Source organism: Sphingomonas benefaciens (genome assembly GCF_052907485.1).
The window spans coordinates 1,142,454-1,163,420 of the sequence record NZ_JBREIC010000001.1; the positions used below are offsets into that span (position 1 = coordinate 1,142,454).

26 protein-coding genes and 1 other RNA gene are annotated in these 20,967 nt (G+C 68.7%); 16 read left to right on the plus strand and 11 right to left on the minus strand.

Annotated elements, in window-relative coordinates:
• Positions 1-2,331 carry a polyribonucleotide nucleotidyltransferase gene (gene pnp, locus ACU5AX_RS05640; RefSeq protein ID WP_198352288.1) on the plus strand — a complete coding sequence of 777 codons (2,331 nt, stop codon included), beginning with the start codon at positions 1-3 and terminating at the stop codon, positions 2,329-2,331.
• A gap of 100 nt (positions 2,332-2,431) precedes the next feature.
• Here pnp and ACU5AX_RS05645 read toward each other — a convergent pair whose 3' ends face one another.
• Positions 2,432-2,806: a response regulator gene (locus ACU5AX_RS05645; RefSeq protein WP_446689982.1), complete on the minus strand. Its 375-nt coding sequence runs from the start codon at positions 2,804-2,806 to the stop codon at positions 2,432-2,434.
• Positions 2,807-2,885: 79 nt separating this feature from the next.
• Between ACU5AX_RS05645 and ACU5AX_RS05650 the strand changes: the two genes are divergently transcribed.
• Both ACU5AX_RS05650 and ACU5AX_RS05655 read left to right on the plus strand, forming a co-directional pair.
• The gene (locus ACU5AX_RS05650) at positions 2,886-3,656 is read left to right on the plus strand and encodes a Crp/Fnr family transcriptional regulator (RefSeq protein ID WP_446689983.1); all 771 of its coding nucleotides are present in this window, start codon (positions 2,886-2,888) and stop codon (positions 3,654-3,656) included.
• Positions 3,643-4,629: a sensor histidine kinase gene (locus tag ACU5AX_RS05655; protein WP_446689984.1), complete on the plus strand. Its 987-nt coding sequence runs from the start codon at positions 3,643-3,645 to the stop codon at positions 4,627-4,629. The genes ACU5AX_RS05650 and ACU5AX_RS05655 overlap by 14 nt, the downstream gene beginning before the upstream one ends.
• 13 nt (positions 4,630-4,642) lie before the next feature.
• On the opposite strand, the gene ACU5AX_RS05660 is transcribed toward ACU5AX_RS05655, so the two are convergent.
• On the minus strand, positions 4,643-5,416 hold the full coding sequence (locus ACU5AX_RS05660) for a class II aldolase/adducin family protein (protein WP_446689985.1): 774 nt from the start codon (positions 5,414-5,416) through the stop codon (positions 4,643-4,645).
• 166 nt (positions 5,417-5,582) lie between these two features.
• On the opposite strand from ACU5AX_RS05660, the gene ACU5AX_RS05665 reads away from it, so the two are divergent.
• Positions 5,583-5,774 carry a hypothetical protein gene (locus ACU5AX_RS05665; protein ID WP_446689986.1) on the plus strand — a complete coding sequence of 64 codons (192 nt, stop codon included), beginning with the start codon at positions 5,583-5,585 and terminating at the stop codon, positions 5,772-5,774.
• 94 nt (positions 5,775-5,868) lie between these two features.
• Here the strand turns inward: ACU5AX_RS05665 and ssrA are convergent.
• Positions 5,869-6,236: a transfer-messenger RNA gene (gene ssrA, locus ACU5AX_RS05670) on the minus strand.
• Positions 6,237-6,287: 51 nt separating this feature from the next.
• Between ssrA and ACU5AX_RS05675 the strand changes: the two genes are divergently transcribed.
• On the plus strand, positions 6,288-6,719 hold the full coding sequence (locus tag ACU5AX_RS05675; RefSeq protein WP_446689987.1) for an RrF2 family transcriptional regulator: 432 nt from the start codon (positions 6,288-6,290) through the stop codon (positions 6,717-6,719).
• Positions 6,720-6,777: 58 nt separating this feature from the next.
• On the opposite strand, the gene mscL is transcribed toward ACU5AX_RS05675, so the two are convergent.
• Entirely contained in the window at positions 6,778-7,233 is a 456-nt protein-coding gene (mscL, locus tag ACU5AX_RS05680) for a large conductance mechanosensitive channel protein MscL (RefSeq protein WP_446689988.1), read from the minus strand.
• A gap of 125 nt (positions 7,234-7,358) precedes the next feature.
• On the opposite strand from mscL, the gene ACU5AX_RS05685 reads away from it, so the two are divergent.
• From ACU5AX_RS05685 to ACU5AX_RS05710, 6 genes are all read left to right on the plus strand, one after another.
• Positions 7,359-7,958, plus strand: coding sequence for a LemA family protein (locus ACU5AX_RS05685; RefSeq protein WP_446689989.1), 600 nt, complete (start codon positions 7,359-7,361; stop codon positions 7,956-7,958).
• Between the two features lie 5 nt (positions 7,959-7,963).
• The gene (locus tag ACU5AX_RS05690) at positions 7,964-8,884 is read left to right on the plus strand and encodes a TPM domain-containing protein (RefSeq protein WP_446689990.1); all 921 of its coding nucleotides are present in this window, start codon (positions 7,964-7,966) and stop codon (positions 8,882-8,884) included.
• 13 nt (positions 8,885-8,897) lie between these two features.
• Positions 8,898-9,569 carry a TPM domain-containing protein gene (locus tag ACU5AX_RS05695; protein WP_446689991.1) on the plus strand — a complete coding sequence of 224 codons (672 nt, stop codon included), beginning with the start codon at positions 8,898-8,900 and terminating at the stop codon, positions 9,567-9,569.
• Positions 9,566-10,114, plus strand: a complete 549-nt coding sequence (locus tag ACU5AX_RS05700) for an NUDIX hydrolase (RefSeq protein ID WP_446689992.1) — start codon at positions 9,566-9,568, stop codon at positions 10,112-10,114. Before ACU5AX_RS05695 ends, ACU5AX_RS05700 begins: the two co-directional genes overlap by 4 nt.
• Before the next feature lie 244 nt (positions 10,115-10,358).
• The gene (locus ACU5AX_RS05705; RefSeq protein ID WP_446689993.1) at positions 10,359-11,081 is read left to right on the plus strand and encodes an alpha/beta fold hydrolase; all 723 of its coding nucleotides are present in this window, start codon (positions 10,359-10,361) and stop codon (positions 11,079-11,081) included.
• A complete protein-coding gene (locus ACU5AX_RS05710) occupies positions 11,078-11,893 on the plus strand; it encodes a tetratricopeptide repeat protein (RefSeq protein WP_446689994.1) in 816 nt (271 codons plus the stop codon). Before ACU5AX_RS05705 ends, ACU5AX_RS05710 begins: the two co-directional genes overlap by 4 nt.
• Here ACU5AX_RS05710 and ACU5AX_RS05715 read toward each other — a convergent pair.
• Positions 11,881-12,585, minus strand: coding sequence for an SIMPL domain-containing protein (locus tag ACU5AX_RS05715; RefSeq protein WP_446690475.1), 705 nt, complete (start codon positions 12,583-12,585; stop codon positions 11,881-11,883). The genes ACU5AX_RS05710 and ACU5AX_RS05715 overlap by 13 nt on opposite strands.
• Before the next feature lie 99 nt (positions 12,586-12,684).
• On the opposite strand from ACU5AX_RS05715, the gene ACU5AX_RS05720 reads away from it, so the two are divergent.
• Genes ACU5AX_RS05720 through ACU5AX_RS05735 form a run of 4 tightly spaced genes read left to right on the plus strand, consistent with a single transcriptional unit; the run spans position 12,685 to position 14,678 of the window.
• On the plus strand, positions 12,685-13,137 hold the full coding sequence (locus tag ACU5AX_RS05720) for a VOC family protein (RefSeq protein ID WP_446689995.1): 453 nt from the start codon (positions 12,685-12,687) through the stop codon (positions 13,135-13,137).
• A complete protein-coding gene (gloB, locus tag ACU5AX_RS05725; protein ID WP_446689996.1) occupies positions 13,138-13,872 on the plus strand; it encodes a hydroxyacylglutathione hydrolase in 735 nt (244 codons plus the stop codon).
• A 12-nt stretch (positions 13,873-13,884) separates the two neighbouring features.
• Positions 13,885-14,304, plus strand: coding sequence for a hypothetical protein (locus ACU5AX_RS05730; protein WP_446689998.1), 420 nt, complete (start codon positions 13,885-13,887; stop codon positions 14,302-14,304).
• On the plus strand, positions 14,301-14,678 hold the full coding sequence (locus ACU5AX_RS05735; RefSeq protein ID WP_446689999.1) for a hypothetical protein: 378 nt from the start codon (positions 14,301-14,303) through the stop codon (positions 14,676-14,678). Before ACU5AX_RS05730 ends, ACU5AX_RS05735 begins: the two co-directional genes overlap by 4 nt.
• Before the next feature lie 36 nt (positions 14,679-14,714).
• Here the strand turns inward: ACU5AX_RS05735 and hslU are convergent, their stop codons facing one another.
• The 6 genes from hslU to ACU5AX_RS05765 all read right to left on the minus strand — a co-directional run bounded on the left by hslU (position 14,715) and on the right by ACU5AX_RS05765 (position 20,087).
• Positions 14,715-16,007 carry an ATP-dependent protease ATPase subunit HslU gene (hslU, locus tag ACU5AX_RS05740; protein ID WP_446690000.1) on the minus strand — a complete coding sequence of 431 codons (1,293 nt, stop codon included), beginning with the start codon at positions 16,005-16,007 and terminating at the stop codon, positions 14,715-14,717.
• A 152-nt stretch (positions 16,008-16,159) separates the two neighbouring features.
• Positions 16,160-16,720 (minus strand): ATP-dependent protease subunit HslV, encoded by a 561-nt coding sequence (hslV, locus tag ACU5AX_RS05745; RefSeq protein ID WP_446690476.1) that lies wholly within the window; start codon positions 16,718-16,720, stop codon positions 16,160-16,162.
• A gap of 98 nt (positions 16,721-16,818) precedes the next feature.
• Positions 16,819-17,091, minus strand: coding sequence for a 3TM-type holin (locus ACU5AX_RS05750; RefSeq protein WP_446690001.1), 273 nt, complete (start codon positions 17,089-17,091; stop codon positions 16,819-16,821).
• Entirely contained in the window at positions 17,088-17,627 is a 540-nt protein-coding gene (locus ACU5AX_RS05755; RefSeq protein ID WP_446690002.1) for a glycoside hydrolase family 108 protein, read from the minus strand. Before ACU5AX_RS05755 ends, ACU5AX_RS05750 begins: the two co-directional genes overlap by 4 nt.
• 61 nt (positions 17,628-17,688) lie before the next feature.
• Positions 17,689-18,867: a M24 family metallopeptidase gene (locus tag ACU5AX_RS05760; RefSeq protein WP_446690003.1), complete on the minus strand. Its 1,179-nt coding sequence runs from the start codon at positions 18,865-18,867 to the stop codon at positions 17,689-17,691.
• On the minus strand, positions 18,864-20,087 hold the full coding sequence (locus ACU5AX_RS05765) for an NAD(P)/FAD-dependent oxidoreductase (RefSeq protein ID WP_446690004.1): 1,224 nt from the start codon (positions 20,085-20,087) through the stop codon (positions 18,864-18,866). The genes ACU5AX_RS05760 and ACU5AX_RS05765 overlap by 4 nt, the downstream gene beginning before the upstream one ends.
• Positions 20,088-20,273: 186 nt before the next feature.
• Between ACU5AX_RS05765 and ACU5AX_RS05770 the strand changes: the two genes are divergently transcribed.
• Complete coding sequence (locus tag ACU5AX_RS05770) at positions 20,274-20,924, plus strand: GntR family transcriptional regulator (RefSeq protein ID WP_198352265.1); 651 nt, start codon at positions 20,274-20,276, stop codon at positions 20,922-20,924.
• Positions 20,925-20,967 lie beyond the last annotated feature (43 nt).

A 20,967-nucleotide genomic window follows, 5' to 3' on the forward strand; every position in this document is an offset into this window, starting at 1 on the left:
ATGTTCGATACCAAGAAGGTGGAAATCGAGTGGGGCGGCAAGACGCTGACCCTCGAGACGGGCCGCGTCGCCCGCCAGGCCGACGGCGCGGTGCTCGCGACCCTCGGCGAAACGGTGGTGCTGTGCGCCGTCACCGCCGCCAAGAGCGTCAAGGAAGGGCAGGACTTCTTCCCGCTGACCGTCCATTACCAGGAGAAGTATTCGGCAGCGGGTCGCATCCCCGGCGGCTTCTTCAAGCGCGAGCGCGGCGCCACCGAGCGTGAGACGCTGATCAGCCGCCTGATCGACCGTCCGGTCCGGCCGCTGTTCCCCGAAGGCTTCTACAACGAGATTAACTGCATCGCGCAGGTGCTGTCGTATGATGGCGAGAACGAGCCCGACATCCTCGCGATGGTCGCCGCCTCCGCCGCCCTGACCATCTCGGGCGTGCCCTTCATGGGCCCGATCGGTTGCGCGCGCGTCGGCTACAAGGACGGCGAGTATCAGCTCAACCCGACCGACGGCGAAGTCGCCGAGGGTGAACTGGACCTGGTCGTCGCCGCCACGCACGACGCCGTCATGATGGTCGAATCCGAAGCCAAGGAGCTTTCGGAAGAGGTCATGCTCGGCGCGGTGATGTTCGCGCACAAGGCGTCGCAGCAGGTGATCGACGCGATCATCGATCTCGCCGAACAGTCCGCCAAGGATCCGTGGGAGCTCGCCCCCGTCGCCGACAAGTCGGAGACGATGGCCAAGCTGAAGAAGGCGATCGGCAAGGATGTCGAGGCCGCTTACAAGCTGACCGACAAGCAGGCCCGCCAGAATGCGCTCAACGCCGCCCGCACCAAGGCGCGTGAGGCGTTCGCCGACCTCAAGGACAGCGATCCGGCCCAGTATCTCGGCACGCTGAAGCTGGTGAAGAAGCTGGAGGCGGACATCGTCCGCACCGCGATCCTCAAGGAAGGCCGCCGTATCGACGGGCGCGACACCAAGACGGTGCGCCCGATCGCGTCGGAGGTCCACTTCCTGCCGCGCGCCCACGGTTCGGCGCTGTTCACCCGCGGCGAGACGCAGACGATCGCGACCACCACGCTCGGCACCCGCGACGCCGAGCAGATGGTCGACGGCCTCGGCGGCCTGACCTACCAGCACTTCATGCTGCACTATAACTTCCCGCCCTATTCGGTCGGCGAAGTCGGCCGCTTCGGCGCGCCGGGCCGTCGCGAGATCGGCCATGGCAAGCTGGCCTGGCGCGCGCTGCACCCGGTGCTGCCGACCAAGGAGGAATTCCCCTACACCATCCGCGTGACCAGCGACATCACCGAGTCGAACGGCTCGTCGTCGATGGCCACCGTCTGCGGCGGCTCGCTGTCGCTGATGGACGCGGGCGTGCCGCTGAAGCGTCCGGTGTCGGGCATCGCCATGGGCCTGATCCTCGAGGGCAAGGACTTCGCCGTTCTGTCCGACATCCTGGGTGACGAGGATCACCTGGGCGACATGGACTTCAAGGTCGCCGGCACGTCCGAGGGCATCACCAGCCTGCAGATGGACATCAAGATCGCCGGCATCACCGAGGAGATCATGAAGGTCGCGCTGGCGCAGGCCAAGGACGGCCGTGCCCACATCCTCGCCGAGATGAACAAGGCGCTGGGCGAGACCCGCACCGAACTGTCGGCGCATGCGCCGCGCATCGAGACGATGTCGATCGACAAGTCGAAGATCCGCGACGTGATCGGCACCGGCGGCAAGGTGATCCGCGAGATCGTCGCCACCACCGGCGCCAAGGTCGACATCGACGACGAAGGCGTGATCAAGATCAGCTCGTCCGACGCGTCGCAGATCGAGGCGGCGATGAACTGGATCAAGGGCATCGTCGAAGAGGCCGAGGTCGGCAAGGTCTACAACGGCAAGGTCGTCAACCTGGTCGACTTCGGCGCGTTCGTGAACTTCATGGGCGGCAAGGACGGCCTCGTCCACGTCTCGGAGATCAAGAACGAGCGCGTCGAGAAGGTCTCCGACGTCCTCAAGGAGGGCCAGGAGGTCAAGGTCAAGGTCCTCGAGATCGATCCGCGCGGCAAGGTTCGCCTGTCGATGCGCGTCGTCGATCAGGAGACCGGCGCCGAGCTGGAAGACACCCGCCCGGCGCGCGCGCCGCGTGAGGGCGGCGATCGTGGTCCGCGTGGTGACCGCGGCGACCGCGGCCCGCGCCGTGACGGCGGCGACCGCGGCGGCGAGGGCCGTGGCCCGCGTCGCGACCGCGGCGACCGGCCGCGCCGCGAGCGCAGCGAAGGTGGCGACAATGGTCCGGCCCCGGACTTCGCGCCGGCCTTCCTGACCGGCGATCGCGACTGATTGAAAAAGGGCCCGGTAGCGATACCGGGCCCTTTCCTTGTCGGCTTACGCCGACATGACATGTCAGCCGCTATGGTCGGGGCGTGGCAGAGCCAGCCCCCTACCCCCACAGCGCCTCCGCCGCCCGCATCAGCCCTGCCGCCGATACCGGCTTCTCGCACCGCGACAGTCCCTGATAGGCGACGGGGATCGTCGCCAGATCGTAGCCCGTGGTCAGCAGCACCGCGACGCCGTCGCCGATCAGCCGGTCGATCAGCGGATAGACCATCGTGTCGCGCAGATTGATGTCGAGCACCGCCGCGTCGATGCGCGGCTCCGACTGGGTCAGACGCATCCCCTGCGGCAGCGATGCCGCCGGACCGATCACCTCGGCTCCCGCGGACGCCAGCGCCCGCGCCAGGTCATCGGCGATCAGATACTCGTCCTCGACCACCAGAACGCGCTTGCCGTGCAGCGATGAAACAGCAGATGACATTTTTTACCCCTTGTTCTTGCAAGGAATAATTCACCCACTCCGATAAGCGCTAACATGGATGAACGAAGGCGATTAGGATATGGTCACAGTCGCGGCCATGTTCCACGACCAAGCCCATCCGCTGATCGCACGGCTCGGTCATTATGTCCGCTTCTCGGCCGACGAACGTGCGATGCTGGACAAGGCGCTGGCCGGTCCGACGACGACGCTGCGGCAACGCCGCGACCTGATCCGCGAGGGCGACCGGCCACGCGGCGTGCCGCTGATCCTCGAAGGCTGGGCGTTCCGCTACAAGACGCTGGAAGATGGACGGCGGCAGATCATCGCCTTCCACCTGCCCGGCGACCTGTGCGACCTGCACGGCTATATCCTCGATGAGATGGACCATTCGCTCGGCGCTTTGACCGCGGTTCGCTATCTGGAGATCAGCCGCGACCGCATCGAGGCGCTGGGTGCGCACAGCCCGCGGTTGACCCATGCGCTCTGGTGGGACACGCTGACCAAGGCGGCGATCCAGCGCGAATGGATCGTCAATCTCGGGCAGCGCGACGCGATCGAACGGCTGGCGCATCTGTTCTGCGAATTGTTCTTCCGACTGCGCGCGGTCGGGCTGGTGTCGGGGAATCGCTGCGACATACCGCTGACCCAGACCGACTTGGCCGAGGCGACGGGCATGACGCCGGTCCACGTCAACCGGATGATCCAGGATCTGCGCGCCCGTGGCCTGATCCGCTGGAAAGGCGGCGAGTTCGAGGCGCTCGATCTTGACGGATTGTGCGACGTTGCGATGTTCAATCCCAGCTATCTGCATCTGGATCGGGAAGGACGGGAGCTGGATGCGCAGGACTGACGCAGCCGGCACCATTCCGCGCGGCCCGACCTTCCCCTTTCCGCAACCCGGCTGGCGCGGCACCGCGGACGGCGAATGTACCTGGGTGTCGCCGGCCTGGACGATGCTGACCGGCCAGACCGGTCTGCGCGCCATGCGCTACGGTTGGTTGTCGCACATCCACGGCGACGACCGGCTGCGGCTGGCGCGCATGTGGCGCCGCGCCGCCATCGCTGGCCACGGCCGCACCGACGTGCGGCTGATCGCCGCCAACGGTTTGCCGCGCTGGTATCGAATTGAAACGATGCGCGAGCCTGCCCAGGCCGGCTGGAGCGCGGTCGGCATGGACGTCGACGATCTGCACCAGCGCCTGGCGGACAAACGGGCGCAGCGCACCGCCCTGCAGCATCGTGTCCGCAACACGCTGGCGGTGATCCGCTCGATCGCGCGACGCACCGCCGAGAACAGCGAGACGGTGGAGGATTATCGCGTCCATTTCGACGGCCGCCTTGCCGCCTTCGCGCGCACCCAAGGCCATATCCTGCGGGCGAGCGATCGTGGCGTCGATCTGGAAGCGCTGCTCGCCGACGAGTTCCTCGCCAACCGCGCGGGTGACGACGTCACCCTTGCCGGGCCGGAGATACGGCTGGCGCCGCGTCTCGCCGATCTGCTCGGCCTCGCCTTTCACGAGCTGGTCGCCAATGCCGTTCAATTCGGCGCGCTGTCCAACGACGGCGGCAAGTTGGACACCACCTGGCAACTCGCCGGCGACCACGCCAATCGCTGGCTGCATTTCAGCTGGCGCGAGACCTTGCCCGGCTCTGCCCCGCCCCTGACGGCGCCCGACCACGAAGGCTTCGGCCTCGAACTGCTCACCCGCAGCTTGCCTTATGAAGTCGACGCCCGCGTCGAGGTCATGTTCGAGGCGTCGGGCTTCCGCGTCGAGCTTCACGTGCCGATCGACGGCGGTCGCCTCGCCCGGCCGCGATCCTGACCGCCGTGCGCGGTCAGTCGCGATAGCCCGGATCGATCCGGTCCAGCTTGCGCAGCAGGGCCGGCCAGGCCAGCACTTGCGCCAGCATTCCCAGACCCTTGGGATTGGACTGCTGCGCCACCTTGCCTTCGACGCCCTGCGGCGGCGCGTTGAGCGCCTCGCGGCCGGCCGCCAGCATCAGCACCTGCGCCTCGCAGGCGCGTTCCAGGAAATAGAGCCGGAGGAAACAGGCCGCGACGCTCTCGCCGACGGTCAGCGTGCCATGATTGCGCAGGATCATCGCGTTGCGCGTGCCGAGGTCGGCGACGAGCCGCTCGCGCTCTTCCAGATCGGTCGCGATCCCCTCATAATCGTGGTAGGCGACGTCGTGGCCGGCGATCATCGCGGTCTGCGTGTGCGGCAGCAGCCCGAACTCCATCGCCGACACCGCTTGGCCGTGCGGCGTGTGCAGATGCATCACCGCCACCGCATCCTCCCGCGCCATATGGATGGCGGAGTGGATGGTGAAGCCCGCCGGATTGACCGGATGGCTCGATGGCCCGACCGGCGCGCCGTTGACGTCGATCTTGACTAGGCTCGACGCGGTGATCTCCTCGAACATCATGTCATAGGGGTTGATCAGGAAATGATGTTCCGGCCCCGGCACCCGCGCCGACAGATGGGTGAAGATCAAATCGTCCCAGCCGTAGAGCGCGACCAGCCGGTAGGCCGCCGCCAGATCGACCCGCGCTTCCCATTCGCCGGGCGCCATATGGTCGTTCGGGGCGGACAGTGCTGCGGTCGCCATGACACCTCTCCAGTTGTGATTTGCTACCGATGCTATCGCACGCGGCCGCTGTGGGCAATGGCCCCGTCACACAGGGTTAACCCTTGTAATCGCGGTAAAATCCCGGCGTGGTAGAACGGTCTGCGGCAAGGCGGAGCCGGGTCCGCCGTACCATGGGAGCAGGACGATGCCCAGCGACGCCGACCGTGACCGCCTCTATTTCGAACGACGCGAGGCACAGGAACGCGTGCTCGCCGATCAGGCACGATCGGCCGAGGGCCGCCTGGTCCACCTCGAACTGGCACGCTGCTATGCGGAAATGACACGCGAGGCGCAGCCCGCGATCAGACCGCGGTTGCGTTTGTTTCGACAGGCCTGACATCACGCCGGTCAGGCGGGCCGTATCGCCGGACCGGCCGAGCATCGGGAAAAGGTCCGGAGGGTTCTGTTGCCCGGCCCCTCCGGCGGCCGCTGGAATCCGCTTCTGTTGCCCGGTGCGGTCCAACCGCGCTATTTTGGTGTAACGTCAGGCCGTTAGGCCGTCAGTTACGCCGCAATCGCGAGTGCTTCGTTATCGTTGGCACTTGTGTAATGGGCCGTTGCGGTGGTCCCATTCCGAGCGAAAACAGCGCCTTTCAACACACGTCGATCCTAGTTCGGCCCCATCAGCTACGCCGCTTCGGCCTCCCGCTTCCGCAGAGTGGCCAACCGGCGCAAGTGGTGGAGCCGCCGGGTACCGCCCCCGGGTCCGCTGCGTCTATTTTACGCCGCAGTTTATCGCCATAGCCGGCTGGAAGCCGACCCGGACGATATAGGCGCGCGATCGTGGCTCCGCAATGCGTGAAACTATCGCCTTTCGCTTGCCACATTATCGGCGCATAGCGCCGCAACCATGTTGACACAGCGTTCCCGTTATGCCCTGCGCGCCATGCTGTTTCTGGCGACCGCGCCTGCCGCCAGCCCGCCGATCCCGATGACCCGCATCGCCGCCGAGGCGAACGTCCCGCGCAAGTTCCTCGAACTGATCCTCGCCGATCTGCGCGACGCGGGGCTGCTGCACAGCACGCGTGGCAAGATGGGTGGCTATCGACTGTCGCGCCCGTCGCACCTGATCTCTTTGGGGGAGATCATCCGCGTCATCGAAGGGCCGCTGGCCCTCGTCCCCTGCGTCAGCCGCACCGCCTACCGTCCCTGCAAGGATTGCAAGAGCGAGGCGGATTGCGCGATCCGCCACGCGATGATGCGCGTCCGCGACGAAACCGCGCGCATTCTCGACGGCACCAGCCTTGCCGACGCGACCGCGGAGGATCTGGCCGCGGCCTGATCCTCCGGATCGCCATCGTCTTAGGAGGGGCGACGGCACGCGCCGCCGCCCGATCGCCTCAGACGCGGGGGCGTGCCTTCAGCTCGTCGCGGATCTCGCGCAGCAGCGCGATCTCGGCCGCCTCCGGCGCCGGGGCCGCCGCAGCCTCGGCCTTCTGCCGCTCCATCAGGCCGCTCGCCCGGTTCACCGCGCGGACGATCATGAAGATGATGAAGGCGACGATCAGGAAGTTGACCAGCTGGGTGACGAACTCGCCATAGCCGAGCAGCGGTGCACCCGCCTTCTTGAGCGCGGCATAGTCGGTCAGCGAGCCCGTATAATTCGCCGGCACCGGCCCCAGGCGCAGGAAATAGCCGGAAAAGTCGAGGCCACCGAAGATCTTGCCGATGATCGGCATCAGCACGTCCTCGGTCAGCGAGGTGACGATCTTGCCGAATGCGGCGCCGATGATCACGGCGACGGCGAGGTCGAGGACATTGCCTCGCGCGATGAAGGCCCTGAATTCCTTGAACATCGTCCACCCTTTCGTGCGACATTGCGGTGCTGATCGAGGTTAGACGCCGATTTGCCCTTCGCCAAGCGCCACGACTGTCCTATATGCCTGATACAGAGCCAGAAGGTTCCTGCTTGGAGGATTTCATGCCGTCGCTTCGTTCCGCTTTTGCTCCCGTTGCCGGTGTCGTCCTGGTCGCCAGCCTGTCTGGCTGCGGCATCAACGCGGTGCCGACCGCGGAAGAGAATGTGAAGGCGCGCTGGGCGGACGTCCAGAACGACTATCAGCGCCGCGCCGACCTGATCCCCAACCTGGTCGCGACGGTGAAGGCCGCCGGCGCGCAGGAAAAGGACATTCTGGTCCAGGTGACGCAGGCGCGCGCCGCCGCGACGCAGGTGCAGGTCCCCGCCAGCCAGCTGTCCGACCCGACCAAGGTCCAGCAATATGAGCGCGCGCAGAACAACGTGACCATGTCGCTGCAGCGGCTGCAGGAGGCTTATCCGGAGCTGAAGAGCCAGGCGAATTACACCACGCTGATGAGCCAGCTGGAGGGCACGGAGAACCGGATCGCGATCGCCCGCCGCGATTACAACGAGGCGGTGCAGGCCTATAACACGCGCATCCGCACCTTCCCCGACGCGATCGGCGCACGCATCTTCTACGGCGCCAAGCCGCTGACCCCGTTCAGCGCGACCACGCCGGGAGCGGAGACGGCGCCGACGGTCAACTTCGGGAATGCGAGCTGAGGGCGATGCGCCCTCCCCTCGTTCGCTTCGCGGCGGCGCTGCTCGCCTTCGCGGGCGCGCTGCTGCTCGGCCTCGCGCCGGCGAGCGCGCAGACCTTTCCCAAATTTACCGGCCTGGTGGTTGACGCCGCCAATGTCCTGCCGGCCCAGACTGAGGCCGACCTGACGGCCAAACTGGAAGCGTTACAGCGAGACACGCACCGCCAACTGGTGATCGCGACGATCCCTGATCTTCAAGGCTATGCGCTGGAGGATTACGGCTACAAGCTCGGGCGGGAATGGGGTGTCGGGCTGCGCGACGTTAACAACGGTGTGGTCCTGTTCATCGCGCCCAATGCACCACCGGGGCAGCGGGGTGCGAGGATCGAGGTCGGCTACGGTCTAGAACCGGTACTGACCGACGCCTTGACCAGCGTCATCATCAATCAACAGATGCTGCCCCGTTTGAAGGCAGGTGACGTTCCCGGCGGAGTCACGGCCGGTGCCGACGCGATCATTTCACAGCTGCGCGCCAGCCCGGACGAGGCCAAAGCGCGCACCGATGCCGCCGCGAAGGAATTCGACGCGACGCACCGCCGTACCGCGTCGCGCAACGGCGGCGGCGTGCCGATCGGCCTGATCTTCTGGGCGATCATCCTGCTCTTCGTGGTCGTGCCGATGATCGTCGGGCGGCGGCGCAATGCAGGCCCATGGGGCCGTCGCTACGATGGCGGCGGCGGCAGCGCGCTGCCGATCGTGCTCTGGTCGATCGCCAATGAGATCGGCCGCGCCGCCAGCGACCGCGACGACGACGATCGCGGCGGCTGGGGCGGTGGCGGCGGTTGGGGTGGCGGCGGCGGCGGCTCCGACGGCAGCTGGGGCGGCGGCGGCTTCACCGGCGGCGGTGGTGGATCGTTCGGCGGCGGCGGCGCGTCGGGCAGTTGGTGAGGCGGAGGAACCGATGCACTTGACCGATGCCGATCGCGCCCGCGTCGCGCAGGCCGTGGCGGATGCCGAGCGCAACACCGCCGGCGAGATCGTCACGATCGTCGCCAAGCGCTCCGACGCCTATCACGACGTCGCGCTGCATTGGGCGGTGCTGGCGATGCTGCTGGTGCTGGCGTTGCTCGCCTGGCGGCCGGAGGCGGCGGTGTGGGCGCACGGCCTTGTCGCCGACCCGTGGTCCGGTGCGCCCTCCCCCGGCGGCCTCTACACCGTCGCGCTGGTGCAGCTCGCGATCGTCTTCCTCCTCGTCCGCGTCCTGCTCGCCGCGATGCCGCTGCGCATCGCGCTGACGCCGGGGCGGACCAAGGCGCGCCGCGTCCACGCCCGCGCGCTGGCGCTGTTCCGCGCCGCGGCGGAGGCGCGCACGCGCGATGCCACCGGCGTGCTGATCTACCTGTCCGCCGACGAGCGTCGCGCGGAAATCATCGCCGACCGCGCCATCCACGGCCGCGTCACGCCCGATATATGGGGCGCGGCGATGGCGGCGCTGATCAACGGCATCCGTGATAGCCAGCCCGGCGACGGCATGGCCGCCGCGGTCGAGCAGGTCGGCCTCGTCCTCGCCGAACATTTCCCGCCCCGCGCCGACGACACCAACGAGCTGCCGGACCGTTTGATCGAGCTATGACCGACACCACGACGACGACCGACGCCGCCCATCTCATGTGGGAAGGCAAATATCTGACCGTGCGCCAGCAGGGCAGCTGGGAATATGCCGAACGCCGTGGCGGCATCGACGCCGCGGTGATCGTCGCGGTCGATGCCGAGGGGCAGCTGATCCTCGTCGAGCAATATCGCATCCCGATCGGGCGCAACTGCCTCGAACTGCCGGCCGGCCTTGTCGGGGATTTGGACGCCGGCGAAGCCATCGCCGACGCGGCGCGTCGCGAGCTCGAGGAGGAGACCGGCTACCATGCCGCCCTCGTCGAGGAATATGGCCGCTTCTATTCCTCGCCGGGGATGACGTCGGAGGCGTTCACGCTCGTCGTCGCGCGCGATTTGACCCGCACCGGCGACGGCGGCGGCGACCAGGACGAGAATATCGTCGTCCACCGGGTGCCGGTCGACGAGGTCGAGGCGTTCATCGCCGCCAAGCGTCGCGAGGGGTTGGGCATCGACGCCAAGCTGCTGCTGCTGCTCGGAAGCGGCCTGCTGCGGGACCTGCGCGACTAGCGGCTGGCCCTATCCTCCCCGCTTGCGCTGCCACTTTCCCGAAGGCGGCGAGGATCGACAAACGCCTGTCCTACAAGCCCGCGCGCAGCTAGGCTCTTCGAAGCTCTTTCTCACCGTCCGAACCGCACACCCAAGCTGCCTCAACAGGGGGAGCGAAGATTGCGCGTTCAGGCGTCAATTCTGTCAAGACTCGCGTGGGTCCACCCGCCATTGCCCTGCCCCTCGCCCCGCCCTAGACCGCGGCATGACCGACACGCCCCGCCCCCGCCTCGCCTATCATCACACACCGGGCGCCGGGCCGACCATCGTTTTCCTGCCCGGCTATGCCTCCGACATGACGGGGACCAAGGCGACGGCGCTGGAGGCCTGGGCACAGGCGAACGGCCGCGGCTTCCTGCGTTTCGACTATGCCGGCTGCGGCCAGAGCGAGGGTGCGTTCGCCGACCAGACGCTCGCCGGCTGGCGCGACGACGTGCTGGCGATGCTGGATTCGGTCGCGACCGGTCCGGTGGTGCTGGTCGGCTCGTCCATGGGCGGCTGGCTGATGCTGCTCGCGGCCAAGGCGCGACCGGAACAGGTCGTCGGCCTGGTCGGCATCGCGCCCGCGCCCGATTTCACCGACTGGGGCTTCACCACCGACGAGAAGATCGCGATGCTGCAGACCGGGCGGCTAGAACGCCCCAATGCCTATGGTCCCGAACCGACGCTCTATACTCGCGCCTTCTTCTCCAGTGGCGAGGCGAACCGGCTGATGTTCGGAGAGATTCCCTTCGACGGGCCGGTGCGGCTGGTGCAGGGCCAGCGCGACGCCGACGTGCCCTGGCACCGCGCCACGCATCTCGCCGGACTAATCCGTTCAGCCGACGTGCAGACGTGGCTGGTCAAGGACGGCGATCACCGCCTGTCGCGCGAGACCGATATCGCGCTGGTCATCCGGGCGGTCGAGGATGTGCTCCACCGCTTATGATCGCCTTGCTCTTCGCCGCCGCCGTTCAGTCCGCAACCCCTGCCCCGCCGGCGGCGCGGGCCGCCGCCCTGCCCGAGGATTCGCGGGAAGCCCGCTACCAGCGCTGCGTGGTCACCGCCGAAAGCGATCCCGCCGCGGCACGAGCCGAGGCACTGCGCTGGGCGGCGGCCGGCGGCAGCTGGTTCGCGCGGCAATGCGCCGGCCTCGCCTATACGCAGGAGCGCAACTGGACCGCCGCCGCCGGCGAGTTCGAGGCCGCAGCCAAGGCGGCGGAGCTCGGCCACAATGTCCGCGCCGCCAATTACTGGGCGCAGGCGGGCAATGCTTGGCTGGCGGCGGGCGACCCCGGCAAGGCGCGGGCAGCGCTTGACACCGCGCTGGTCGCCGGCACGCTGACCGGGCTGGCGCTCGGCGAGGCACAGCTCGACCACGCGCGCGCGATGGTCGCCGCCGGCCAGAATGACGCGGCGCGCCGCGATCTTGATCTGGCGCTGACCACCGCCGGCGACGATCCGCTCGCCTGGCTGCTGTCGGCGACGCTGGCGCGGCGCGAAGGCGACGTGCCCCGCGCCAGAAAGGACATCGCCGAGGCGCTGCGCCGGTCGCCGGACGATGCCTCGGTCCAGCTCGAGGCGGGCAACATCGCCGCACTCGCCCGCGACGAAACCGGGGCGCGGGCCGCTTGGGCGCAGGCCGCCCGTCTTGCCCCGACCAGCCCCGTCGGCAAGAGCGCCCTCGCCGCGCTCCAGCAGTTCGACACGCCGGCCACCACGCCGCCGCCGGCGTCGGTGCCGCCCGCTCAATCGAGGTAGAATTCGACCGTCGTCACCACCCGGACCTTCTTGAAGGGCGTGTCGGCGACGCCATAGCTACCCTGTTCGCCGTCTCGCGCTTCGACCGAGAAATAGCCCTGGGTCGCGCTTTTGATGCCGCCGACACCGGTGCCGCTGTCTTTGGCGAACTGTTCCGCGGCGGCGCGCGCGTCGCGGGTCGCGGCGGCGACCATGGCGGGCTTGATGTCGTTCAGCCGGGTGAAGCTGTAGGTCATCCCCGACCCTTCCTGCAGCCGCACGCCCTGGCGGATCAGGTCGAACTGCCGCGCAACCGCGGCCCGCGCGCGGGGGATATCGGTGGTGCGCAGCTGCAGCCGCTGGGTGATCGTCACGTGCGGCACGTTGTTGACGAAATTCTGGTTCACGCCGACGCCGGCGGGCGCCAGCGCCGACGCCGGAAAGCCGAGCCCGGCGAAGAAGCGCCGCAACGTCTCCGTGTCGCGTTCGATCGCTGCCTGTGCAGCCGCGGCGTCGGTGCCCTGTTCCGAGTAATTGAGCGTCCACACCGCAAGATCGGCATTCACGTTCCGCTCGGCGAGGCCGCGGACGGTGACGGCGCGATCCGCCTGCTTGGCGCGGAGCAGACCGTTGCCGAGCAGATAGCCGCCGATGACGATCCCGACCGCCAGGATCAGCGCCGCGATCCACAGCCCCAGCTCACGCCGCGCCATCTGCCGACTTTCCATCGCGCCCTCCGCTCCCATATAGCCGGCAGAAGGCTGCGCCTCTGCCGATGAACCGTGCATTTACGGCGACGAATGGAGATCACCATGACCTATTACCTGCACACCATGATCCGCGTCAGCGATCCCGATGCGACGATCCGGTTCTTCGAGCTGCTCGGGTTGAAGGAAGTGCGCAGGACCGAAAGCGAGGCGGGCCGGTTCACGCTGATCTTCCTGGCCAGCGAGGAGGATGCCAAGATCGGCAACCGCCGCGCCGAGGTCGAGCTGACCTACAATTGGCCGGAGGAGGACGGCTCCGCGCCGGAACACTATACCGGCGGTCGCAACTTCGGTCACCTCGCCTATCGGGTCGACAACATCTACGACATGTGCGCGCGGCTGCAGGATGCCGGCGTGACGATCAACCGCCCGCCGCGCGACGGCAACATGGCCTTCGTCAAGACGCCCGACGGCATCTCGATCGAGTTGCTGCAGCTCGGCGAGCCGCTCGCCCCGGCCGAACCCTGGGCGTCGATGCCCAACACCGGGACCTGGTGAATGAGCGCCGCGCTGGAGATCGTCCGCGTCCCCGTCCTTGCGGACAATTACGCCTGGCTGATCCACGATCCGGCCAGCGCCGAGACGGTCGCGGTCGATCCCGGCGAGGCGCAGCCGCTGCTAGATGCGGCGGCGCAACGCGGCTGGACGATCAGCCAGGTGTGGACGACGCACTGGCATCCCGATCACACCGGCGGCAATGCGGACATGCGGGCCGCCGGGGCGCGCATCACCGGACCGGCGGCGGAGGCGGCGAAGATACCGACGCTGGACGTCACGGTCGGTGAAGGCGATACGGTCCGGATCGGCGATCACGTCGCCGATGTCTGGCACGTGCCGGGCCATACCGCGGGGCACATCGCCTTTCACCTGCACGACGACGGCGTGGTGTTCACCGGCGACACCTTGTTCGCCATGGGTTGCGGCCGGCTGTTCGAGGGCGATGCGGCGCAGATGTACGGCAACATGCGGCGCTATGCCGCGTTGCCCGACGACACGCGCGTCTATTGCGGCCATGAATATACCCAGTCGAACGGCCGTTATGCGCGCGTCGCCGAGCCCGACAACCAGGCCATCGCCGAACGGCTGGCGGAGGTCGAGGCGCTGCGAGCGCGGGGCGAGGCGACGGTGCCGACGACGATCGGCCTGGAACGCGCGACCAATCCGTTCCTGCGCGCTGGATCGGCAGAAGCGCTTGCCAAATTCCGTGCCGCAAAGGATGCTTTCAGGGGCTAAAATCGGCGACTGGTGCGTTGGGGCAGCATGATCGGCAAAGCGTGGATCGTCGGGCTTGCAGCCCTGTGTGCAACCGCCGCCTGCACCGGCAAGGCGACGGCACCGCAGCCCAGCGCCGCGGCCAGCGCGGGTCTGGCCAAGGAGCTGGCCGGGCTGACCCCGCACGAGACCACCAGCTGCATCACCCTGCTGCCGACCCAGCAGACCAAGGGCTATGGCCCGACGATCGTCTACGTCGTCAACCAACGGCTGAAATATCGCAGCGATACGAGTGGCGGTTGCGAGGCGATCGGTCGCGGCGACGCTTTGGTCACGCGCACCACCACCTCGCAATTGTGCCAGGGCGACATCGCGACGACCGTCGACACCACGTCGCGCACCTTCTCCGGCAGCTGCTCCTTCGGCCCCTTCACCCAGTATAGCGCCAAATGAGATCCCGCATCCCCCGCCATGTCGCCCCGCTCGCCCTGCTGCTGCCGCTCGCCCTGACCGCCGCTGCCAAGGACCCGCTCGCCGGCCGCGTCGCCGGTCCGCCGAGCGAGTGCATCTCGCTTAGTTCGACGCACGGACCGGAGGTGATCGACACTCACACCATCCTCTACACCGAGGGTGCCGGACGCCGGATCTGGAAGACCGGCCCGGTCGGCGACTGCCCCTCGCTGCGGCCGCTCAACACGCTGATCATCGACGTCTACGGTGGCCAGCTGTGTCGCAACGACCGCTTCCGCGTGCTGGAGCCGGGGGTCAGCATCCCGTCCGCTTACTGTCGCTTCACCGCCTTCACCCCCTATCAGAGGCCGCGCTGAGACAGCGGTCCCGCGGCCGGAGCCGCGGGATGAAGGTCACAGCACGAAGCGGCTGAGATCGGTGTTGCGGGCGATCCCCGCCAGTTGCGCCTCGACATAGCCGGCGTCGACCGTCACCGGCTCGCGCCGGTCCTCCGCGTCGAAGCTGACGTCCTCGAGCAGCTTTTCCATCACCGTCTGCAAGCGGCGCGCGCCGATATTTTCGACTTGGCCGTTCACCTCCGCGGCGATACGCGCAATGGCGGCGATGCCTTCGGCGGTGAAGTCGACCGCGACGCCCTCGGTGCCAAGCAGTGCCTTGTACTGCGCCGGCAGCGACGCCTTGGTGTCGGAGAGGATCGCAATGAAATCCTCCTCGGTCAGCCCCTTCAGCTCGACGCGGATCGGCAGGCGACCCTGCAATTCGGGCAGCAGGTCGCTCGGCTTGGCGACGTGGAAGGCGCCGGAGGCAATGAAGAGGATATGGTCGGTCTTCATCGGCCCGTATTTGGTCGCCACCGTCGTGCCCTCGATCAGCGGCAGCAGGTCGCGCTGCACGCCCTCGCGGCTGACCGAACCGCCGCGCACGTCGGACACCGCGATCTTGTCGATCTCGTCGAGGAAGACGATGCCGTTCGCCTCCGCATCGGCCAGCGCCGTGCGGTTGACGTCGTCCTGGTCGAGGCGCTTGTCGGCCTCTTCCTCGACCAGCTTGTCCCAGGCCGCGCGCACCGTCAGCTTGCGCCGCTTCAAGGGCTGGCCGCCGCCGAACGACTTCATCATCTCGCCGAGGTTGATCATCTGCGCGCCGGCGCCGGGGATGTCGAACGGTGCCGCGGGCGCCTGTTCCATCTCGATCTCGACCTCCGCGGTGTCGAGATGACCGTCGGCGAAGCGCTGCTTGAAGCTTTCGCGCGTCGCCTGACTCGAATCCTTGCCGACCAGGGCATCGAGCAGCCGCTTCATCGCCGCCTCCTCGGCCTTGTCCTTGACGGCGACGCGGCGGCGCTCCTTCTCCAGCCGGATCGCTTCCTCGACCAGGTCGCGGGCGATCTGTTCGACGTCGCGGCCGACATAGCCGACCTCGGTGAACTTGGTCGCCTCGACCTTGACGAAGGGCGCGTCGGCCAGCTTGGCGAGACGGCGGCTGATCTCCGTCTTGCCGCAGCCGGTCGGCCCGATCATCAGGATGTTCTTCGGCGTCACCTCGTCGCGCAACTCGGCGTCGAGCTGCTGGCGACGCCAGCGGTTGCGCAGCGCCACGGCAACGGCGCGCTTGGCGTCGCGCTGGCCGACGATATGGGCGTCGAGGGCGGCGACGATCGCCTTGGGGGTCAAGTTCTGGTTCATCGGGTCACCCGGTGTCCGCACGGACGATCCGGCGCGGCACAGTTGGAAAGTCTCAAAGGTCGCACCCAGGAGGGGCACAGCCGAACGTCACGAAGGTCGCACCGAGGGCGCGTCCGGAAAGTCTCAAAGGTCGCACCCGTTCACGGACCGCATCAGGACGTGCTGTCCAGCGTCTCCACCGTCACGCGATCGTTGGTGTAGACGCAGACGTCGGCAGCGATCTGCATCGCCTTGCGGCAGATCGTCTCGGCATCGGCCTCATAGTCGACCAGGGCACGGGCGGCGGCGAGCGCGTAATTGCCGCCCGATCCGATCGCGGCGATGCCGTTCTCCGGCTCCAGCACGTCGCCGTTGCCGGTCAGGATCAGCGTCACCTCCTTGTCGGCGACGATCATCATCGCCTCCAGGTTCCGGAGGTATTTGTCGGTGCGCCAGTCCTTGGCGAGTTCGACCGCGGCGCGCATCAGCTGGCCCTGATGCCGCTCCAGCTTCGCCTCCAGCCGCTCGAACAGGGTGAAGGCGTCGGCGGTGGCGCCGGCGAAGCCGCCGATCACCGCACCCTTGCCGTCCGGGCCGTCGGCGCCGAGCCGGCGGACTTTGCGGGCGTTCGGCTTCATCACCGTCTGGCCCATCGAAACCTGCCCGTCGCCGATGACGACGACCTTACCGCCGCGTCGTACCGACAGGATGGTGGTGCCATGCCAGACCGGCATGGCGTGAGGATCGTTCCCGCTCATGAGCCGCATGTAGGGATCGCGGGCGGCGGATGCCAAGGGCTCGATCCTCCCCGCACGCCGGGAGGTTCGAGCCGCTACTCCACCCCGCGCGCCTTGCCGATGCTGCGCGCCACGGTGTAGCCGACGTAGCCCGTGCCGAAGAGCGCGTAGAGCGGCTCCGGGATCGCGCGCAGATAGGCGGCCATGCCCGCCGCCATCGCCGCCGCCGCGGCGGGGCGGATGGCGGCGAGCAGCCCCATCGGAATCGACCAGAGCAGCAGTACGTACATGACGTACAGGAACGCGGGTCGCGCCCGCGTGACCCAGCGGTCGGTCGTCGGCGTACCGGCCTCGTCGATCGCGCTCATCCGACCCGCCCCGCCAGCCAGCCGTAGAGGAACGCCTCGTCCGCCGGTCGTTGCTCGGCGAGGCGGACGTAGCGCTCGCCGCGCAGCGCCTGCACCGCCTTGACCATCACCCCCTCGCCCGCCGGGCCGCGCCGTTTCAGAAAGGCAGCGATCGCCGCGATGGTGCGGGCCCCGACGCGGCCGTCGACCGGCAGGTCGGCGTAATCGTGCCCGCCGCGATTGAGCGCGTTGAGCGCCCGCTGCAGAAAGCCGCCCGCCGTCGCCACGCCCATGTTGACGCCCGCGTCGAACAGCTCGGCGGCGAGGATCGGCGCGATCGCCGCCACCCGGTCCCAACCCGGCGCGATCCAATAGCGCCGCCGGTAGATGGCGACCGCCGTGGCACGCGGCAGCGCCCGCATCGGTCCCGCATAGCCTTCTTCACGCGCGACCGCGGCGGTGATTCCCCAGCAGGTCTCGCCACCCCGGTCCGCCGCATCATGCACATAACCGCCCTCGCGCGCGATGAGGCGGTCGATCAGTCCGTCGATATCCATATCCTACCCTCCCGAATGTCAGGATCGAACCATATTGGTTCGTTGTAGGACAGCGAAATCGTCAGCCGAAGGGGCGGTCCACCGCAGGCTGCGGCTCGGTGAACCAGGCGGCGCCCGTCTCGGTGACGTGGAAGTGATCCTCCAGCCGGACGCCGAAGCGATCCGGTACGACGATCATCGGCTCGTTGGAGAAGCACATGCCCGGCGCCATCGGCGTGCGGTCGCCGCGGACCAGATTGGCCGGCTCGTGGATCGACAGGCCGATTCCATGCCCGGTGCGGTGCGGCAGGCCGGGCAGGCGATAGTCCGGACCCAGCCCGTTCGCGACCAGCACCCGCCGCGCGGCGGCATCGACCTGCTCGCAGGGGACGCCGGGAGCGACGGCAGCGAAGGCGGCGGCCTGCGCCTCCTTCTCGATCTGCCAGATCGCCGCGACCTCGTCCTCGACGCGGCCAAAGGCATAGGTGCGGGTGATGTCGGAATGATAGCCGTGCACCGTCGTGCCGGTGTCGATCAACACCAGCTGATCCTCCTCCAGCTGCTGGTCGCCGGGCAGGCCGTGCGGAAAGGCGGTGGCGCGGCCGAACTGTACCGCGCAGAAAAACGAGCCGGTGCCGCCGATCGCACGATGCGCTTCATCGATGAAGCGCGCGACCGCGCTGGCGGCGATGCCGGGGCGCAGGATGCGGGCGGCGCGCGCCTGCACCTCCAACGTCATCGCCTTGGCCTCGGCGAGCAGGGCGAGTTCGGCGGGCGACTTGATCATCCGGCAGCCGTCGATCGCCGCGGCGCCGTCGATCGCGGTCAGGCCGAGGCCGCGCAGCCGCTCGCCCCAGGCGAAGGGCAGCAGCGGGTCGATCGCGACGGTCGCGCCGCGCGGCAGCGCGTCGGCGACCAGCGCCGTCGGCGCCTCCTCCTCCTCCCACAGCCGCAGCTCGGCGTCGATGACGAGCGCGGCGACCAGCGATCCTTCCTCGAAGCGCGGGCAGACGATCGACGGCGTGCCGCGCACCGGCAGCAGCAGCGCGACCATCCGCTCGGTCGCCGCCCAGGGCACACCGGTGAAATAACGCAACGACGCGCCGGCATGGACGAGCAGGGCATCGGCGCCGAGCCGCTCGGTCAGCGCGCGCGCCTTGTCGAGCCGGGCGGCATATTCGTCGGCGGCGATCGCGGGCGCGCGGGTCGCGGGCGGACGGATCGCGGCGAGTTCGGTCGCGGCGTCGGAGGTGGCGATCATGGCAGGCGTCCCGTCAGGCGTTCGAGGGCGAAGGGGGCGAGGTCGGCGGCGGGCGTCGCGCCGGCGACGAGATCGGCGACCAGCTCGCCGGTCAGCGGGCCGAGCGTCAGGCCGAGATGCTGGTGGCCGAAGGCGTAAAAGAGGTCGTCGACCTGCGTCGCCCGGCCGATCGCGGGCAGATAGTCGGGCAGCGTCGGGCGGACGCCCATCCAGCGGCTCGCGACCGGTCCGACCGGCAGGCCGAGCGCGGCGACATGCGCCTCCAGCCGGTGCCACTTGCGCGGGTCGGCGGGCGCCTCGGCGCGGCCGAACTCGACGAAGCCGGCGGCCTGAACGGTATCGGCATAGCGGGTGACGATCAGCGAGCGATCCTCGAAAACGACGGGCACCTGCCCCGCCGGCCAGTCGCCGGGCGCGAAGCGGACATGATAGCCGCGCTCCGCGATCAGCGGCACGCGCCAGCCGATGTCGGCGAGCAGCGCACGTGAGCCGATGCCGGCGGCGACGACGATACGGTCCGCCGCGACGCCCTCGATCGCGGCGCGGCGCCCGTCGCGGACCAGCCGCGCGCGCTGCGTCACGCGTTCGACGCCGGCGCGGGCCAGGGCCGCGTCGAGCGCGGCGGCGAGCCGGCCGAGATCGGCGATGCGGCCGGTGCCGTCGAAGCGGACGGCGTCGGCGACGGCGGGCGCGAGACCGCGCAGCGTCGCCAGTTCGCCGGCGGCGAGGTCGTGCAGCGACGCCGTGCCGATCGGCGCTGCGGCCCAGGCGGCGCGGCCCGCCGTGGCGGTGGCGCCGCTCTCCCAGGCGACGACATGGCCATCGAGGGCCAGCAGCGTCGGCGCGTCGATCGCCGCCGCCAGCCGCTGCCAGGCCGGCGCCGCCGCGCGCAGCAGCGTGCCGAGCGCGTGCGTACCGGCGGCGAAACGGGCGGGCCGCGCCGCCAGCGCGAGGCGCAACGAGAAGGGCAGCCACGCACCGGCCATGCGCGGCGGCAGCGCCACTGCGCCACCGCGCAGGAACAGCCGCCGCGGCACCGAGGCGATGGTGGCGAGCGAGGCGAGCGGTGCGCCCTGTTCGATCGCGATATGACCGGCATTGCCCCAGGACGCCGCCGCCATATCGCCGTCGTCGACCAGCACCACCCGCGCCCCGCGGCCGGCGAGCGCCAGTGCGATGCTGCGCCCGACGATACCGCCGCCAAGGATCGCGATCTTCACGCCAGGAACCTCATCGCCGGCGACCTATCGTATACGATCGCTGCCCGCAAGTCGCAGTAACATAGGCATATCGCCAAGTCGCCGGGATCTGATATACGGTACCCTCTACGCCCGCCATCATGTTGGAAGGGCGGCGTTAAGCGCGCCGGGGCGTCCTGCCCCGTGCGTCCCCCAGGAGCCTGTTGCATGACCATCGTCGTCCGTACGCTGTCCGATCAAGTATTTGAGATCGTTCGCGAACGGATCGTCTCCGGGTCGATACCGACGAGCGCGCCGATCCGCCAAGACGCGCTGGCCGCCGAACTGGGCGTCAGCAAGATCCCGCTTCGCGAGGCGCTGGCCCGACTGGAACAGGAAGGGTTGCTCGTCAGCCAGGCCAACCGCGGCTATACGGTGCGGCCGATGTCGGCGGACCAGGCCGACGAGATCTACGCGCTGCGCCTGGCGATCGAGCCGCTCGCCGCGGCGCGTGGCGCGGCGGAGGCGACGCAGCGCGAACAGGCGGAGGCGCTGGCCGCCTTCCACGCGCTCGACACCGCCGCGTCGGAGAATCTGGCCGAGGTGGCGGTGCGCAACCGCGACTTCCATACCGCGTTGGTGCGTCCGGGCGGCCGGTTGCTGACCACGCAGTTGGTCGAGCGGCTGGCGGTGCTCGCCGAACGCTATGTCATCACCCATCTGCAGCCGGCGGGACGTGAGGATCGCGCGCATCTGGAGCATCGCGAACTGATCGACGCGTGGCTCGGCCGCGAAAGCTCGACGGTGGAGGCGGTGATGACGCGGCATCTGGCGGCCACGCTGGACGATTTGCGCGCGCAGTTCAGCGCCACGGCGTGATCAGGACCGTCCCATCCGCGAACCCGCGATCCGCAAACCTATG